15 protein-coding genes and 1 tRNA gene are annotated in these 15,287 nt (G+C 66.1%); 10 read left to right on the top strand and 6 right to left on the bottom strand.

What is annotated here, in order from left to right; all coding sequences use genetic code 11:
- From HV786_RS24705 to HV786_RS24730, 6 genes are all read left to right on the top strand, one after another.
- Positions 1–941: FAD-dependent oxidoreductase (locus HV786_RS24705; RefSeq protein WP_175211973.1), on the top strand; the 941-nt coding region annotated here is incomplete at its 5' end.
- A gap of 268 nt (positions 942–1,209) precedes the next feature.
- Positions 1,210–3,435 carry a glycoside hydrolase family 31 protein gene (locus HV786_RS24710; protein ID WP_056320825.1) on the top strand — a complete coding sequence of 742 codons (2,226 nt, stop codon included), beginning with the start codon at positions 1,210–1,212 and terminating at the stop codon, positions 3,433–3,435.
- A gap of 224 nt (positions 3,436–3,659) precedes the next feature.
- The gene (locus HV786_RS24715) at positions 3,660–4,748 is read left to right on the top strand and encodes a methionine ABC transporter ATP-binding protein (RefSeq protein ID WP_062841658.1); all 1,089 of its coding nucleotides are present in this window, start codon (positions 3,660–3,662) and stop codon (positions 4,746–4,748) included.
- Positions 4,705–5,358 carry a methionine ABC transporter permease gene (locus HV786_RS24720; RefSeq protein ID WP_062841659.1) on the top strand — a complete coding sequence of 218 codons (654 nt, stop codon included), beginning with the start codon at positions 4,705–4,707 and terminating at the stop codon, positions 5,356–5,358. Before HV786_RS24715 ends, HV786_RS24720 begins: the two co-directional genes overlap by 44 nt.
- A 45-nt stretch (positions 5,359–5,403) precedes the next feature.
- Positions 5,404–6,201 (top strand): MetQ/NlpA family ABC transporter substrate-binding protein, encoded by a 798-nt coding sequence (locus tag HV786_RS24725; RefSeq protein WP_056320831.1) that lies wholly within the window; start codon positions 5,404–5,406, stop codon positions 6,199–6,201.
- A 131-nt stretch (positions 6,202–6,332) separates the two neighbouring features.
- Positions 6,333–6,408, top strand: a tRNA-Lys gene (locus HV786_RS24730).
- Positions 6,409–6,545: 137 nt separating this feature from the next.
- Here HV786_RS24730 and HV786_RS24735 read toward each other — a convergent pair.
- Positions 6,546–6,704, bottom strand: coding sequence for an autotransporter outer membrane beta-barrel domain-containing protein (locus HV786_RS24735; protein ID WP_128829971.1), 159 nt, complete (start codon positions 6,702–6,704; stop codon positions 6,546–6,548).
- Between the two features lie 411 nt (positions 6,705–7,115).
- Here HV786_RS24735 and HV786_RS24740 point away from each other — a divergent pair, with 411 nt between their 5' ends.
- Together HV786_RS24740 and HV786_RS24745 are read left to right on the top strand one after the other, a co-directional pair.
- Complete coding sequence (locus tag HV786_RS24740) at positions 7,116–8,159, top strand: patatin-like phospholipase family protein (RefSeq protein ID WP_252870399.1); 1,044 nt, start codon at positions 7,116–7,118, stop codon at positions 8,157–8,159.
- Between the two features lie 2 nt (positions 8,160–8,161).
- On the top strand, positions 8,162–9,613 hold the full coding sequence (locus tag HV786_RS24745; RefSeq protein WP_175211974.1) for a GntP family permease: 1,452 nt from the start codon (positions 8,162–8,164) through the stop codon (positions 9,611–9,613).
- Positions 9,614–9,624: 11 nt separating this feature from the next.
- On the opposite strand, the gene HV786_RS24750 is transcribed toward HV786_RS24745, so the two are convergent.
- The 3 genes from HV786_RS24750 to HV786_RS24760 all read right to left on the bottom strand — a co-directional run bounded on the left by HV786_RS24750 (position 9,625) and on the right by HV786_RS24760 (position 10,881).
- A complete protein-coding gene (locus HV786_RS24750; protein WP_056320842.1) occupies positions 9,625–9,915 on the bottom strand; it encodes a ClpX C4-type zinc finger protein in 291 nt (96 codons plus the stop codon).
- 109 nt (positions 9,916–10,024) lie between these two features.
- Complete coding sequence (locus HV786_RS24755) at positions 10,025–10,444, bottom strand: hypothetical protein (protein WP_056320845.1); 420 nt, start codon at positions 10,442–10,444, stop codon at positions 10,025–10,027.
- Positions 10,441–10,881: a ferric uptake regulation protein gene (locus HV786_RS24760; protein ID WP_128829973.1), complete on the bottom strand. Its 441-nt coding sequence runs from the start codon at positions 10,879–10,881 to the stop codon at positions 10,441–10,443. Before HV786_RS24760 ends, HV786_RS24755 begins: the two co-directional genes overlap by 4 nt.
- Before the next feature lie 107 nt (positions 10,882–10,988).
- Here HV786_RS24760 and HV786_RS24765 point away from each other — a divergent pair, with 107 nt between their 5' ends.
- The gene (locus tag HV786_RS24765) at positions 10,989–11,771 is read left to right on the top strand and encodes a helix-turn-helix domain-containing protein (protein WP_128829974.1); all 783 of its coding nucleotides are present in this window, start codon (positions 10,989–10,991) and stop codon (positions 11,769–11,771) included.
- Between the two features lie 33 nt (positions 11,772–11,804).
- Here the strand turns inward: HV786_RS24765 and HV786_RS24770 are convergent, their stop codons facing one another.
- Positions 11,805–12,266, bottom strand: coding sequence for a YkgJ family cysteine cluster protein (locus HV786_RS24770; protein ID WP_056320849.1), 462 nt, complete (start codon positions 12,264–12,266; stop codon positions 11,805–11,807).
- Positions 12,267–12,486: 220 nt separating this feature from the next.
- Between HV786_RS24770 and HV786_RS24775 the strand changes: the two genes are divergently transcribed.
- Positions 12,487–13,104 (top strand): DNA-3-methyladenine glycosylase I, encoded by a 618-nt coding sequence (locus tag HV786_RS24775; RefSeq protein WP_128829975.1) that lies wholly within the window; start codon positions 12,487–12,489, stop codon positions 13,102–13,104.
- On the opposite strand, the gene HV786_RS24780 is transcribed toward HV786_RS24775, so the two are convergent.
- Positions 13,101–15,005, bottom strand: a complete 1,905-nt coding sequence (locus HV786_RS24780; RefSeq protein WP_128829976.1) for an LTA synthase family protein — start codon at positions 15,003–15,005, stop codon at positions 13,101–13,103. The two genes, HV786_RS24775 and HV786_RS24780, sit on opposite strands and share 4 nt — an antisense overlap.
- Positions 15,006–15,287 lie beyond the last annotated feature (282 nt).

The following is a 15,287-nucleotide window of genomic DNA, read 5'->3' on the forward strand; positions in this document are numbered from 1 at the left end:
GGGCGCGGCTGTCGCGGGCGGGCAGCGAAAGGGCGCTGGCGCGCTGGCAGGGACTGCCGGGGGGCGCGGCGCCCCGGGTCTGCGGCACCGTCCAGGTCGAGCGCGATGCCGGCCGGTCGGCGGCGCTGGCGGGCACCCTGGAAGCGCTGGCATTTCCGGCGGACTGGGTGCGCCAGGTGACGCGGGAAGAGGCTGGCGCATTGGCCGGACTGCCCGTGGCGCGGGGCGGCGTGTTTTTTTCACAAGGCATGCTGGTGCAGCCCGGGCTGCTGATCGAGGCGCTGCTGGCCGCGGCCGGCGCGGCGGTGATTGCCGGGCGGGCCAGCCGCGTGTCGTCCGCGGGCCAGGGGTGGCGGGTTCTGGACGCCTTGGGGACGGAACTGGCCCGGGCAGACACCGTGATCCTGGCCAATGCCGCCGGTTCGCGCGAGGTACTGGCAGCCAGCGGCTTGCTGGACCCGCTGCCCCGCGTCGCCCAGATGCACGCGCTGGCCGGCGAGGTGACGCTGATCCCCGCGGCGGCCCTGGACGGCGGTCCGCGGTGCATCGTTGGCGGCGAAGGCTATCTTCTGCCGGATATTGGCGTGGGCTGCGTGGTCGGCAGCACCTATGTCCACGGCGCCGCCGAGGCCTCGGTGGGCGCCGAAGGGCAGCGTGTCACATTGGGCAAGGCGGCGGGGCTTCTTGCCGGCCACTTCCCGGCATTCGACGCGCTGGTTCCGGGCGATCTGCCCGGCTGGGCCGGGTGGCGCGCCGTCCTGCCTGGCCGTCTGCCAGCCGTCGGCGAGCTGCCTCACGCACCGGGTCTGTGGCTGGCCGCCGGCTACGCGTCGCGCGGATTGTCGTGGTCGGCGCTGATGGGGGACCTGATCGCGGCGCGTCTGATGGGCGAACCGCTGCCGCTGGAGACCGATCTGGTCCAGCTTGTTTCACCACGATGAAAAAAAATTAATGCGCCCGGGGCGGCACGCCCGGCTGGCGTAGAATTGTAAGAATTGCCGGAATTTGGCGCCAATAGGCCGCAATTGACCTTTCGGGCCGGCAATTCGGCGACTCGGCGGCATCTGCGCGCCTGACGCAGGCCAAGGGCTTTATGCCCCTTTTTTGGATGAAATAACCGTCCAAAAGAGGGATCGAGTTTATTTCAAAGCTCAAATCCGTCAAAATAGCGTCTTTTGATGGTTTTTGGCTTAAGCCGGGGGATGCTCTGTGCCGCCCAAGTTCGACTTTGCCCATACTACCCAGCTCGATAATGCCGAGCTGCTGACGTCCCGCCCCAGTCGCATCGATTTCGACGCGGGCGATGGGTTGCATCTGGTAGTCGAGGCGCATGCGCCTGGAGTTTTTCGCCTGCGCTGCGGCGAGGCGAACCACTTCAATGATGACAAGCCGGGCGCGCGTGCGCGCGCCGTGGCCGAAATGCTGCTCGCGCGCCAGGAGGCGGTGGGCGAAGCGACCATCGCGCCTCGCGATGGCGGGGACGGCTGGCGTATCACCCAGGGCGACGTCGCCCTGGAGATCCAGGCCAATCCCGTTCGCATCGCCCTGTACCGCAACGAAGACCGTGTCTTCGAATCCGAGGTTTCCGCGCATACGCCCGCATTTGGGCACAACGCGCTGGACCAGGCCGACGACGCCGTGTGGACGGCCGGTTTCACGTTGGCCGCCGACGAGCGGGTCTACGGCCTGGGTGAAACCCCGGGGGACCTGAACCGCCGCGAGGAATCGGTGGTTTCCGACGACCCCGAACACCGCGCGCTGCCGCTGGCCTGGAGTCCCCGAGGCTGGGGCGTCTATGCCAATACGATGCGCCGCGTGGAACATTCAGTGGGCGTCGCGCCGGCGGACTCGGCCTATGTGCTGACCGTCGATGACGCGGTGCTGGACCTGTTCCTGTTCGCCGGCGAACCCGCCGAAATCCTGAATCAATACACCGCGCTGACCGGCCGCGCCGGCCAGCCCGTCCTGTGGGCCATGGGCGCGTGGCTGCAGCAGGCCGCGGGCGAAATGCCCACGCAGACGGTTGCCCTGGTGGCGCGCATGCGCGAAAACCAGATTCCGGTGGACGCCGTGACGTTGGCCCAGCCAATCGCGTGGGGCTTTCAGGCGGACAAGACGGTTTTTGAATGGGATGCCCAACGCTTTCCCGACGCCAAGCAGATGCTGGCGCTCTTTCACAAACACAACGTGCATGTGGCGGCCTCCGGCTTTCCGGGCGTCATCAAGACCAGTCCGCTCTTTGAAGAGCTGGAAGACCGCGGCTGGCTGCTGACCAAGGACGACGGCGCTGCCCAGGTGTTCGACGGCAACGCGGCGACGTCCGGCCAGCCCTACGGCCTGCTCGACCTGACCTATCGCGACATCTACAACCTGTGGGTCGAGCGCCACCGCCAATTGGTGGAAGACGGTCTGGATGCGCCCGCCTGCGACGCGCAGATCGCCATCCCCGATGGCGTGACCGCCCGCAACGGCGAGACCGGCCCGGCCCTGCGCACGATGTATCCGCTGCTGGTGCGCCGCGCGCTGTTCGACGCGGTGGCCGGATTGAAGGTGCCGCCCGAGGGCGTCGTGCCCAGCGCGGACCTCTTCCCGGCGGCCCAGCGCCTGCCGTGGCAGGTGGGACCGCAGGTCGACAACACCTGGGAAGGCCTGCGGCACACGCTGCGCACGTCCCTGTCGATCGGTTCCAGCGGCGTGCCCGTCCAGGTGCACAACATTGGTTCGGCCGCGCGCGACCGCGCCGGCATGACGCCCGAGCTTTACCTGCGCTGGCTGACCGCCGGCGTGTTCTCGGCCAATTTCGCCTTCCAGGGCGTGGAAGGGCTGATGCCCTGGGATTTCGGCGACGAAACCCTGTCCCACGCCAAGACCTGGATGCAGTGGCGCTACCGCCTGGTGCCCTACGTGCTGGGCGCCATCGAGGACTCGGCCCGCACCGGCCTGCCGGTGCAGCGCTCCATGGCGCTGTCGTTCCCGAACGATCCGCACGCCCACGAATGGGATCTGCAATACCTGCTGGGCCCGGCCCTGCTGGTGGCGCCGGTCACCGAACCGGGCAATCAGGTGCGCGTGTACCTGCCCAAGGGCGAGGCGTGGTGGGATCTGAACACCGGCCATCGCTACGAGGGCGGCACCACCTGGACCATCGATTGCGAGCTTGGCCAGTTCCCGGTGTTCGGCCGCGAAGGTCACATGCTCTGTCTCGGTCCCGCCGCGCAGCATACGGGCGAGTTCAACTCGGCCCGCATCCTGGACGAGGTCTGGATGTTCGGCATGCCGGTGCATAACCCGGTCGTCATGCGCAACAAGATCCGCGTGATGCAGATGCAGGGTTCGAGCTACATCAAGGGGCTGGAAGGGCTGCGGATCTCGCCGTCCGAAGGCCTGGAAGTGAAGCGCCGCGGCGCGGAAGTCCGCATCTCGCGCGCACGCTGAACCCGGGTCGGCCGCAAGCCGGCCGCCGAAAAGAAAGGGCAGTCAGGAAGGCTTTCCTTCCCGGCTGCCCTTTGTGTCTTTGCCGGATCGCCATTGGCGAGGCGTTTGCGCGGCTTTCCAGAAGCCTCGCGGCGTCGGGTCGGCAGTTGATATTACTTGTAGTTATTAAAAATGGAAAAAACGGTCGTTCTCTTTAGAAGAGAAAAGATACAAAATCGCTTGCCATGATTCACATCGAGAACCTATCCAAGACCTACGCCACGCCGCATGGGGAATTCCAGGCGCTGCGAGGCATCAACCTGCACATCGAGCAGGGCGAGGTCTTCGGCATCATCGGTCCCAGCGGGGCCGGTAAAAGCACGCTGGTCCAGTGCATCAACCTGCTGGAACGTCCCAACCAGGGCAACATCTCCATCGGCGGCCAGGCGCTGACCGGCCTGACCGAAGCGCAGCTGCGTGAACAGCGCCGCCGCATCGGCATGGTGTTCCAGGGATTCAATCTGCTGTCGCGGCGCACGGTTTACGGCAACGTCGCCCTCCCGCTGGAAATCGCGGGCGTGTCCAAAGCCGAAATTCCAGCGCGCGTGGAGCGTCTGCTGGCGCTGGTCGGGCTGGAACACCTGCGCGACCGTTATCCCAGCCAGATCAGCGGCGGCCAGAAACAGCGCGTCGGCATCGCCCGCGCGCTGGCCAACAACCCCGATGTGCTGCTGAGCGACGAAGCCACGTCGGCGCTGGACCCCGAAACCACGCACAACATCCTGGCGCTGCTGCGCGACATCAACCGTAAGACCGGCGTGACCGTGGTCATGATCACGCACCAGATGGAAGTCGTGCGCGAGGTCTGCGATCGCGTCGCCGTGCTGTCGCAGGGCGAGGTCGTCGAAATCGGCAGCACCCGCGAGGTCTTTGCCCAACCCCGCCATGAAGTGACCCGCAACATGGTGTCGGCCGCCACCGCCTCGGAACTGACCGACGCCACGCTGGCCGCCGTCAAGGAACGCATCCAGGCGCTGGCCGCCGCCAAACCCGGCCAGACCGTGCGCCTGTTGCGCCTGTCGCTGACCGGCACCGACGCATCGGGCGCCTTCCTGTCCGACCTGACCCGGCAATTCGGCCTGGACGTCGGGCTGGTGCAGGCGCGCGTTGAAGACATCCAGGGCGTGGCCGTCGGCACGATGTTTGTGCTGGCCCAAGGCACGCCCGCCGCGCTCAAGGACGGGATTGCCGCCTTGAACGCCCGTGACATTACCGTTGAAGAAATAGCTCATGAGTCCGCAACTGATCGACCTGCTTATTACGTCGCTGCTTGACACCCTGCTGATGGTGGGCGTGGCCAGCGCCATCGCGGTGATCATCGGCATTCCGCTTGGCGTCACGCTGACGGTGACCGCGCGTGGCAACATGCTTGAAAATCAGCCCGTGAACCACGTGCTGGGCGCCATCATCAACGCGACCCGTTCGGTGCCGTTCGTGATCCTGATGGTCGCGATCATCCCGTTCACGCGGCTGGTGGCGCAGACGTCCATCGGCACCACCGCCGCCATCGTGCCCTTGTCGGTGGCCGCCATTCCCTTCATGGCGCGCATCGCGGAAAACGCCATGCGCGAGGTCGATCCGGGCCTCATCACCGCGGCGCGCGCCATGGGCGCATCGCCGATGCAGATCATCATGAAGGTGCTGCTGCCCGAAGCCCTGCCGGGCCTCATCGCCGCCACCATCGTCACCGTGGTCAGCCTGATCGGTTATTCGGCCATGGCCGGCGCCATCGGCGGCGGCGGGCTGGGCGACCTGGCGATCCGCTATGGCTACCAGCGCTTCCAGTCCGACGTCATGGCCGCGGTCGTAATCGTGCTGATCGTTCTGGTCCAAGCCATCCAGAGCCTGGGCGACCGCTTCGTGCGCCGCATGTCGCATCGCTGATCTTCTTCGTTTTTTCCTACTTCCGTCATATCGGGATATCGCAACATGAGCATCAAGGTTTTGAAGTCGCTGGCCGCGTTCGCTTTGGGCGCCGCCGTATTCGCCCAGCCCGCGCTGGCCCAGGACAAGCCGCTGAAGGTCGGCGTCACCGCCGGCCCGCACGCCCAGATCTTTGATGTGGTCAAGGCCGAAGCCGCCAAGCAGGGCTTGAACCTGCAGGTCATCGAGTTCTCGGACTACGTGCAGCCGAACGTGGCGCTCGCCGCTGGCGACCTGGATCTGAACAGCTACCAGCACCAGCCCTACCTGGACAACGCCAATGCCGACCGCGGCTACAAGCTGGTCAGCATCGCCAAGACCGTTATCTTCCCGATCGGCATCTACAGCAAGAAGATCAAGTCGCTGTCCGAGCTGAAGGAAGGCGCCCGCATCGCGCTGCCGAACGACCCGACCAACGGCGGCCGCGCCCTGTTGCTGCTGCAGGCCAATGGCCTGATCAAGCTGCGTCCGGAAGCCGGCCTGAAGGCCACGCCGATCGACGTGGTCGAGAACCCCAAGAAGCTGCGTTTCATCGAACTGGACGCCGCCCAACTGCCGCGCTCGCTGGATGACACCGACGCTTCGGCTGTGAACACCAACTTCGCGCTGGAAGCCGGACTGAACCCGACCAAGGACGCCATCGCCCAGGAATCGCCCGACTCGCCTTACGCCAACGTGCTGGTCGTGCGTGAAAAGGACAAGGACCGTCCCGAGTTCGCCAAGCTGGTCTCCATCTATCACAGCCCGGCAGTGAAGCAGTTCATCGAAACCAAGTTCAAGGGCGCGGTGGTGGCTGCCTGGTAATCCCGCGCGCCGCACGACCCGCAAACGGCCGCCGCGAGCGGCCGTTTGCTTGCCTGGCTTCGCTGGCAGGATGGCACGCTGTCATTTTTTGACAAGCCCTTTGAATTCCGCCATAATTTCGGGCTTCGGTCGGGTTGTTAGCTCAGTCGGTAGAGCAGCGGACTTTTAATCCGTTGGTCGCGAGTTCGAGTCTCGCACAACCCACCACCCCAATTCGCGCAAGCATCGAATCGAACGCCGCTATATCGTTAGCGGCGTTTTTCGTTGGTGCCAATCTTGCGCCAAATACAAAACGCCGCTATCGAAATAGCGGCGTTTTGCTTTGCCCGGCGTTCGTGTACGTCTTAGTACCGCCAGGTCATGTGGACGGAACCGGCGTTTTCCCGGTTGCCGCCGCCAAACTGGCCGGTGTAATTCAGGCCAATGGTTGCATTGCGCGTGAGCGCGGTTTCGACGCCGAGCTCGGCCAGCGCGGCATCGCGCGCGATGGGAGCGCCGGCCACGGTGAAGGCTTGGCCGCCATCGAAGTTTCAATTCATTTGAGGCATTTCGCGTTCGATAAGTGAATTTAGCTGAGGCGGAATGGCGCAACTCTTGAAAAGAGCCATGACGCACGTGAAGGGAAGGCGGGGATGTGAGGGATGCTGTGGCCTCGATGCTCGGGAAGCCTGCGCGTTGGGGCGCGCTCAAAAGATCTTACGCTTTGCAGAGAAACTCAAAGCCAAAAAAACACGGGTGTTGACGGCTATATTTCTCATTATGGTGCGACCCCAATTTTGATGCCGAGGGCTTGGTCTTCCGTTTTTCAGGAGCATCGCGTATAACTTCTGAACGATATGTGCACCGCAACATGGCGCATATCGCAGTCACACCGATCGCAAGCTCACCCCCAGCCTCCCGCAAGGAGTTCCGCCGTGGCCCGATCCAAAGCGTCAGCGACTGCCCGCGATCCCGTCTTGATCGATCTTGCGCTGCAGGGGGGAGGCGCGCACGGCGCCTTCACCTGGGGCGTGCTGGACCGGCTGCTGGAAGAATCGTGGCTCGGCATCGACGGCATCTCCGGCACCTCGGCCGGCGCCATGAATGCCGCCGTGATGGTGCTGGGACATGCGCGCGGGGGCGCGCAGGGCGCCCGCGCCGCGCTCGAGGACTTCTGGCGCCGCGTGTCCGACGCGGCCCGCTTCAGTCCCTTTCGCCGCAGCCCGCTCGACATCCTGATGGGTTCGTGGTCGCTGGACAATTCCCCCATGTTCATCGCCTTCGACATGGCGTCGCGGGTGTTCTCTCCCTATGACCTCAGCGCGTCCGGGGCCAATCCCCTGGCCGCCATCCTGCGGGAGGTGATTGATTTCGACGAACTGGCGCGCGCGCCCATCCATCTGTTCGTCACCGCGACGAACGCGCGCACGGGCCGGGGCCGGGTGTTCAAGAATGCCGAGGTCAATGCCGACGTGCTGCTGGCGTCGGCCTGCCTGCCCACGCTGTTCCGCGCCGTGATGATCGACGGCGATCCCTATTGGGACGGCGGCTACAGCGGCAATCCGACCATCACGCCGCTGGTGCGGGACTGCCAGTCGCACGACACGATCCTGGTGCAGATCAATCCGGTGGAGCGGGCCGGGTTGCCCAGCAGCGCCCGCGAGATCATGAACCGCCTGAACGAAGTCACCTTCAACGCATCGCTCCTGAAGGAGCTGCGCATGATCGCGCTGCTGCGTCAGGTGGCCGACCCCGGCAATGGCGAGGGCAGGATGTGGGCGCAGATGCGGATACACCGGATCTCGTCCGACCTCATGGTGGAGCTGGGGTACTCGTCCAAGCTCAACGCCGAATGGCCGTTCCTGTGCATGCTGCGCGACGAGGGCAGAAAGGCGGCCGAGCGCTTCCTGGCCGAACACGGCGACGACCTGGGCAAACGGTCGTCATTGGATATCGACGAATTGCTGGGCGAGGTCTGATCATGGGTCTGTTCGGTATTCTGCTGGCGCTGGTCCTGCTGATCGGGCTGGCCTATCGCGGCTGGAGCATCCTGCTGCTGGCGCCGGCCGCGGCCATGGTGACGGCTGCCGCGGCGGGGGAACCGCTGCTGGCCCATTGGACGCAGACCTTCATGGGCGGCGCGGCCGGATTCGTCGCCCAGTTCTTTCCCTTGTTTCTACTGGGGGCGCTGTTCGGCAAGCTCATGGCCGACAGCGGCTCGGTCACGGCGATTGCCGACGCCATGACGCGCAAGCTGGGCGCGCGGCGCGCCATCCTGGCCGTGGTGCTGGCCGGGGCCATCGTGACGTACGGCGGCGTCAGCCTGTTCGTGGCGTTTTTCGTGCTGGCGCCCATGGCGCATGCGCTGTTCCGGTCGGCCGGCATTCCGGTGCGTCTGATGCCGGCGGCCATCCTGCTTGGCACGTCAACCTTCACAATGTCCGCATTGCCGGGCACGCCAGCGGTGCAGAACGCCATTCCCATGCCGTTTTTTGCGACCACGCCGTTCGCCGCGCCGGGGCTGGGCATCGTTGCCAGCGCAATCATGCTGGGCTTCGGGCTGTGGTGGTTGAGCCGGGCGGAAGCGGCCGCGCGGCGGGCGGGTGAAGGCTACGTCGCGCCCGCGGGCATGGCCGCCGACGTGGCCGGCGACGTGCTGGTGCGCGAGCGCGCCACCGTCGCGCGCGAGTTCGACCCGGCCGAAATGCAACATGGGCAGCGTAGCCCGGACGCGCCCTCGGTGCTGGTGGCGGCGACGCCGCTGGTCGTGGTGATCCTGGTCAACCTGCTCATGACGCTGATCGTCCTGCCGCGCATGGACACCGCGTGGCTTGCCGAGGCACGCTGGGGCGGCACCAGCCTGGCCGCGGTGGGCGGCGTCTGGTCGGTGATCACCGCGTTGCTGGCCGCGATCGTGGTGCTGGTGGTGTTGAATTTCCGGCGCCTGCCGTCGCTGCGCGACACGATGGACGCCGGCGTGAACGCGTCCGCGCTGCCGCTCCTGAGCGTCGCGAGCCTGGTGGGATTCGGCGCGGTGGTCGCCTCGCTGCCGTCGTTTGCGGCGGTGCGCGACTGGGTGCTGTCGATCGAGGGCGGGCCGCTGGTGTCGCTGGCCGTGGCCACCAACGTGCTGGCGGCCTTGACCGGGTCGGCGTCGGGCGGCCTGACCATCGCCCTGCAATCGCTGGCTGGCACGTACATGGAGCTGGCGCAAACCCTGGGCATCGATCCGGCGCTGATGCACCGCGTGTCGGTGATCGGCGCGGGCACGCTGGACAGCCTGCCGCACAATGGCGCTGTGGTGACCTTGCTGGCGGTGTGCGGGTCGAACCACCGGGATGGCTACATGAATATCGTCGTGGTGGGCATCGTGGGACCCATCATCGGGCTGGCGGCGGTCATCGCGCTGGGCAGCGCGGTGGGATCGTTCTGACGCGACGCCCGTCAGGACAGTGTGCGCGCGGGCAGCGCCGCCGACAGGTCGTTCAAGCTCAGGCCGCAGCACCGCGCCCGCTCGGCTAGCGTCTCGCTCTGCGCCAGGGCGCGGCTGCTTTCCTCCAGCAGCACGTCCAACTGCTCTTGCGGCGTGGCGGCCATCGCCCACGCCCGGTCCGCAAAGCGCACGGCAAACTGGTCCACGCACGATTTGCAGATGGCCGCGCCGTTCTGCTCGAGCAGCGGCGCGCCCTGCGCGAGCGTCGATTGGCAAAACTGACAGGCGAGGGCGTGGTTCATGCGTCGGGCGGCCGGGACGAGAGTTGGCAAAAACGGCCCCGGAAACGACGGGGCCTATCATTGAACAACGGCCGCGCACGCCCAGTCTTAAATCGCGGGGCTTGGCGCCTTAATCGACATTGAAGCCGCCCGGCCCCGCGTGCCCAAGCAATTCCCGGGCGCATTGGACCGCTTCTCCCGGTGTCGCGACCGCCAGGAACGGCAGGCCGAAGGCGCGAGCCATCTTTTCGCCGCGCTTGCGCAGCTTGTCCAGCGCCTGCGCATCGCGTTCGACGGCGATGAACGCCCGGCATCGCGCCCGCAGGCGCGGCATGTTGGCGGTCTGCCATTCGATCATGGCCCTGCGGTCTTCGTGCGCGGCCTCATGGCGCGTGTCGGGCACCACCATGACAAAGGTGCGCGGGTTCTCCACCAGCAGCTCCATTTCCCGGATCCACGTGGCCGAATAGCCGAGCGGCGCGCCGCCGTGCCGGGCCGTCACGATGGGAAACTGCGACAGGTCGTGAAAGAAGAATTGGTCGTGATTCATTCGAAGGCTCCGTGGGGCAGGGCAGGGTCGTCCGTGGCGCAGCCGCAGCTGCCGTAAAGCACGAGACTGTAGGAATCCAGTTCAAAGCCGCAGCGCCGCGCGATCTTCCGGACCAGCTGCGCCGTGGCGGGGTCGCTGGACTCCCGGATCTGGCCGCAGCGTGTGCAGACCAGGTGGTCGTGATGCCCCTTGTCGTTCAGTTCGAACACGTTGGTGTGCGAATCGAGCTGGGTGCGTTTGACTAGGCCGGCGTGCTCCAGTTGCGTGATCACCCGGTACACCGTGGCCAGGCCGATATTGCTGTGGTCCGAGATGAGGCGGCGGTAGATGTCCGCGGCGCTCATGTGCTCGTCGGCATGGCGGTAGAAGATGTCCAGGATCTTCAGACGCGGAAAGGTGGCTTTGATGCCGGCGTCGCGCAGCCGTGTGTGGTCCATCACATTTCTCCATTGGGGGGCGAATATCCCAATGATGAGAATGATGTCCATTTTCAAATGGACCCGCTAACGGGAACCCGTCAACCTGTACCTCAAACCTGCCAACCATGCATGAAGCGGCTGCCTCTCCCCCTCTGCCCGACGTCCTGCTGACGCCGTACAGCCTGCGCCGGCGCAGGGAGTCCAAGGGCATTTCGGTGCCCGCGCACGTCCATGCCGAGGGCATGCTGGTGCTGGTGCACGAGGGACTTGTCATGATGGAGTGGGGCGATCGCGTGTTGACGGTGCTGCCGGGCAGCCTGGGCTGGATTCCGCCCGGCGTGCGCCATGGCGCGCGCTGGTTTGGCGAGGCGCGCGGCTCGTGCCTGCACGTGCATCCCGACGTGTGCGCGCGCTTGCCGCCGCATTGCCGGGCGTGGCCGTCCTCGCGGCTGATCGAGGCGCTGGTCGAGCGCTTCATCGAAGGCACGTCGCGGGAGACCCCGGCGGCCTATCAGGCGCAACTCTTTGACGTGCTGCTGGAAGAGCTGCGACAGCGCAGCGCCGAGGCGACCGTGCCGCTGCCGATGCCGGCCGACCCGCGCCTGCAGGATCTGGCCAACACGCTGCTGGATACGCCGGACGACACAGCTGGCATCGACGAATGGGCGCAGCGGTTGAACATGTCTTCGCGCACCCTGATGCGGCGCTTTCGCCAGGAAACCGGCGTGACGCTGGGGCAGTGGCGTCAGCAGGCCAGGCTGCTGCGGGCGCTGGAGATGCTGTTTCGCGGCGGATCCGTCACGCAGGCGGCGTTGTCGGTAGGCTACGAAAGCACCAGTGCATTCATCGGCAGCTTTCGCACGGCGTTCGGCATGACGCCCACGCGCTATCTGGCGGGTCGTGCCTAGGGAATGACCGGGAAGCGTTCGCCGCGGCGCGCGTCAGGCGGCCGCGGGCTGGTCCGGATGCAGCGGGCCCTGCGGGTCGTTCTCGGCGTCGGGCCGGGGCGGCACGGGGGCGAGCCCCAATCCCAGTCGCAGGCGCTGGCAATCCGGATTGGGCGATCCGTCCGGCATCCAGATGTCGAAGTCGCGGCACGGCGTGGGCCGGTTGTCGTAGATGTCGCAGTGAATGCCGGGCTTGCCGAGTTCTCCGCGCAGCGAGATGCAGCGCCCGCCGCCCATCTCCGTGCCCTTCATGCAGGCGCGCAGGGGGCTCATCTGGGTGACCAGTTCCAGTGGCACCTGGCCGCCGTTTTCGCCGGCCAGTTCACCGACGTAAAAGGACACGCGAAAGTGCGCGCAACATGCGCCGCAGTCCAGGCAGGGATTGGCGGACGGGTCGTCGCCGGCCAGCACGGCAGGCGACACGAAGGTAACGAGCGAAGTCAGTGGCAGGGACATGGGGCGAGGTCCGAAATGGCCTGTCCGGCTCCCCGTCTTGGCGCATGCCTGGCCTGCGATGCGCCGGCCCGCCGCGCTGATCCGACGGTGCGCGCGGCACAGGCCGGCGCCGAATCAAGGCCGGAAATATTATCTGGATTTGCGTTGCGGCCGCTACGACTTTTTTCAGGGACGTTGCTGGAGTAGCATCGGTAGCCCGTCAGCCGTAAGGAGCGATCCCTTGTCCGCCAAAACCGATTTTCCAGATGGCCTTGCCCGTTGCGGCTGGGTGGACACGTCCGCCGAATACATGGCCTATCACGACACCGAATGGGGCCACCCCGAAGGCGACGATCGCGCGCTGTTCGAACAGCTTTGCCTTGAAGGTTTCCAGTCCGGGCTCAGCTGGCGAACCATCCTGAACAAGCGCGAGGCCTTCCGCCGCGGCTTCGCCAACTTCGACCCGTCCATGCTCGCCGCCTTCGGCGAACAGCAAGTCCAGGCGCTCTTGGCCGATCCGGGCATCGTGCGCCATCGCGGCAAGATCGAAGCCATGATCAACAACGCGGCCCGCGCGCTGGAAATGATCGACCGCGAAGGATCCCTGGCCGCGTATTTCTGGCGCTTCGAAGCGCCGCCCTCCAAGGTGTCCACCTACGGCGCCTCGACCTCCGAACAGTCCGAAGTCCTGTCCAAGTCGCTCAAGAAGCTGGGCTGGAAGTTCGTGGGGCCGACCACGGTGTACGCCTTCATGCAGTCCGTGGGCATGGTCAACGACCACAGCCCCGGCTGCCATTGCCACGCGCTCGTCGAGAAAAAGCGCAAGGCGTTTGTTCGGCCGGGTGTCCGGTCAGCCTAGGGCGCGGTCTGCACCGGCGCCTGCGTGGGCAAGCTGTAACGCCCCTCGCGGTAAGCCCAGCTTGGCCACAACGCGTGGGCCAGCGCCTCGGTTGCCAGTTCGGCGTTCAGCGGCGCGGGCGCGTAGTCCTCGGGCGCGGTGTAGCGGTACTGAACCGGGGGCTTGTTGGGCGCCAGCACCAGCAGGTCGTCTCCCTTCAGATAACCGTAGGTGCTGTCGTACTGCATGATGGCGCGTCCGGGCGTGCTGCGGGTCAGGTCGTGGCCGATCATCGGGTGCTCGGTATCCACGCCAATCAGCGACAGCAGGGTGGGGGGCAGGTCGATCTGGCTGATGATGCGGTCGTCGCGCCGCGCCTCGATGCCGGCGCCCAGGATCACGGCAGGAATGTGGAAGTGGCGCACCGGCACCAGGCTGGCGCCAAACACGCGCGAGTCATGGTCCGCCGCCACCAGGAAGACCGTGTTTTCCCAATACGGAGACGCCTTGGCGCGTTCGAAGAACCGGCCCAGCGCCCAGTCGGCGTAGCGTACCGTGTTCTCGACGGTGGCGGGATTGCCGTCGGTTTCGATGCGGCCCGCGGGGTACTCCCAAGGCGTATGGTTGGACACGCTGAACGCCAGCGTGAAGGTCGGCTGGTCGCCGTCTTCGCGCAGCAGGCGGTCAAGCTGGTTGAACATGTCCTCGTCCGACGCGCCCCACGTGCCGACGAACGCGGGGTCGACAAAATCAGGCCGGTCGACGATCTGCTTGAAGCCGTTGCCCAGGAAGAAGCCCTTCATGTTGTCGAAGTGCGACTCGCCGCCATAGATGAAGCGCGAGTGATAACCGTGCCGCCCCAGCAGGTCGGCCAGCGAAAAGAACCCGCGCTGCGAGCGCGGCAGTTTCAGCACTGCTTGCGCGGGGGTGGGCAGGAACCCGGTGGTGACGGCTTCCAGTCCGCGCACCGAGCGCGTGCCGGTGGCGTAAGCGCGCGTAAACGTCCAAGCCTCGCGCGCCAGCGCGTCCAGCTCCGGCGTCAGGTTGGCGCCGCCCAAGGCCGCGCTGTACTGCGCGCCCAGGCTTTCTTCAAGGATGATGACGAGATTGAGCGGGCGATGCGTCTTGCGCGTGGCCGGCTGGCGATGCAGGCTGGGGTAGTCGGGATTCGGCGGCGGATACGGCAGCCCGGACTTCGCCAGCACCAGGGCGTGCATTTCGTCGTCGTCCATGCCGCCATATACGGCGGAGGCCGACTTCTCGTTCTTCATGCTGTAGACCGCATAGAACACGTTGTACAGCGAGTTCAACGCCAGGGTGTTGAGCATGCCGTCGGAGCTGTAGGCCACCGAGGACGGGTTGATGGGACGGTGGCCCAGCGTGCCGCGGATGGCCAGGATCACCACCGCCAGGATCGCCACGCTGGCTAGCGGCATCTGCCACCACGTCAGCGGCGCATCCGGACGCGCGTGGCCCAGCAGCGCCCATGCGGCCCAGCCAATCAGCGCCAGCGCGCCCAGCCCGCCCAGCAGGGCGCCCTTGTACCCACGCCACAGCATGCCCGAGACTTCGCGCGGGTGCTTCAGGTATTCGACGAACAGGCGGTTGGGACGGGAGTCGTATTCGATGATGAAGGGCGGCGTCGCCACTTCCAGGAACGCCAGCAGGACGAACGCCACGATGTACCAGACAGCGGTGATGTCCGCCGCCACGGGTATGTGGCCGAACAGCGGCGACAGCACGGCCGGCAGGGCCGCCAGTACGGCGATCTGATGCGCATCGATGCGCAGTCCCCGCAGCAGCAATGGCGCCAGGCCGCCTGCATTGCGCACGCGCTGCCACTGCCAAAGCGCCAGCGCCAGGCGGCTGAGCGTCAGCAGCGCGAAGGCCGCCAACACGAAAATCAAAGTCGAGTGCCGCATCGGGCCTCCAGGTTGTCCTGCACTTGCGCCCGGTCAGGGCGGATTTGGTCATTTGGCATTGGAACCGCGCCGGCGTCAAAAATTCGGCAACCGGGCCGGATACGGTTACTACGACCCAGCCGCAGTCGTCTCTCTTTGTAACGGCGCGCACATTGCACGGGCACGCCGCTTGCTGCGCAGCGGTGCGGACGTTCGCGCCGTTGGCATGCCTGCATGGCGAGTTCGCCCGGAAAAATCCGCACACATTATGGCGTCGTTCCGTCCGACCGTCGCTGCCGGCCG

It is taken from the genome of Achromobacter mucicolens (assembly GCF_902859725.1).
Classification (GTDB): Bacteria; Pseudomonadota; Gammaproteobacteria; order Burkholderiales; family Burkholderiaceae_B; genus Achromobacter; species Achromobacter mucicolens.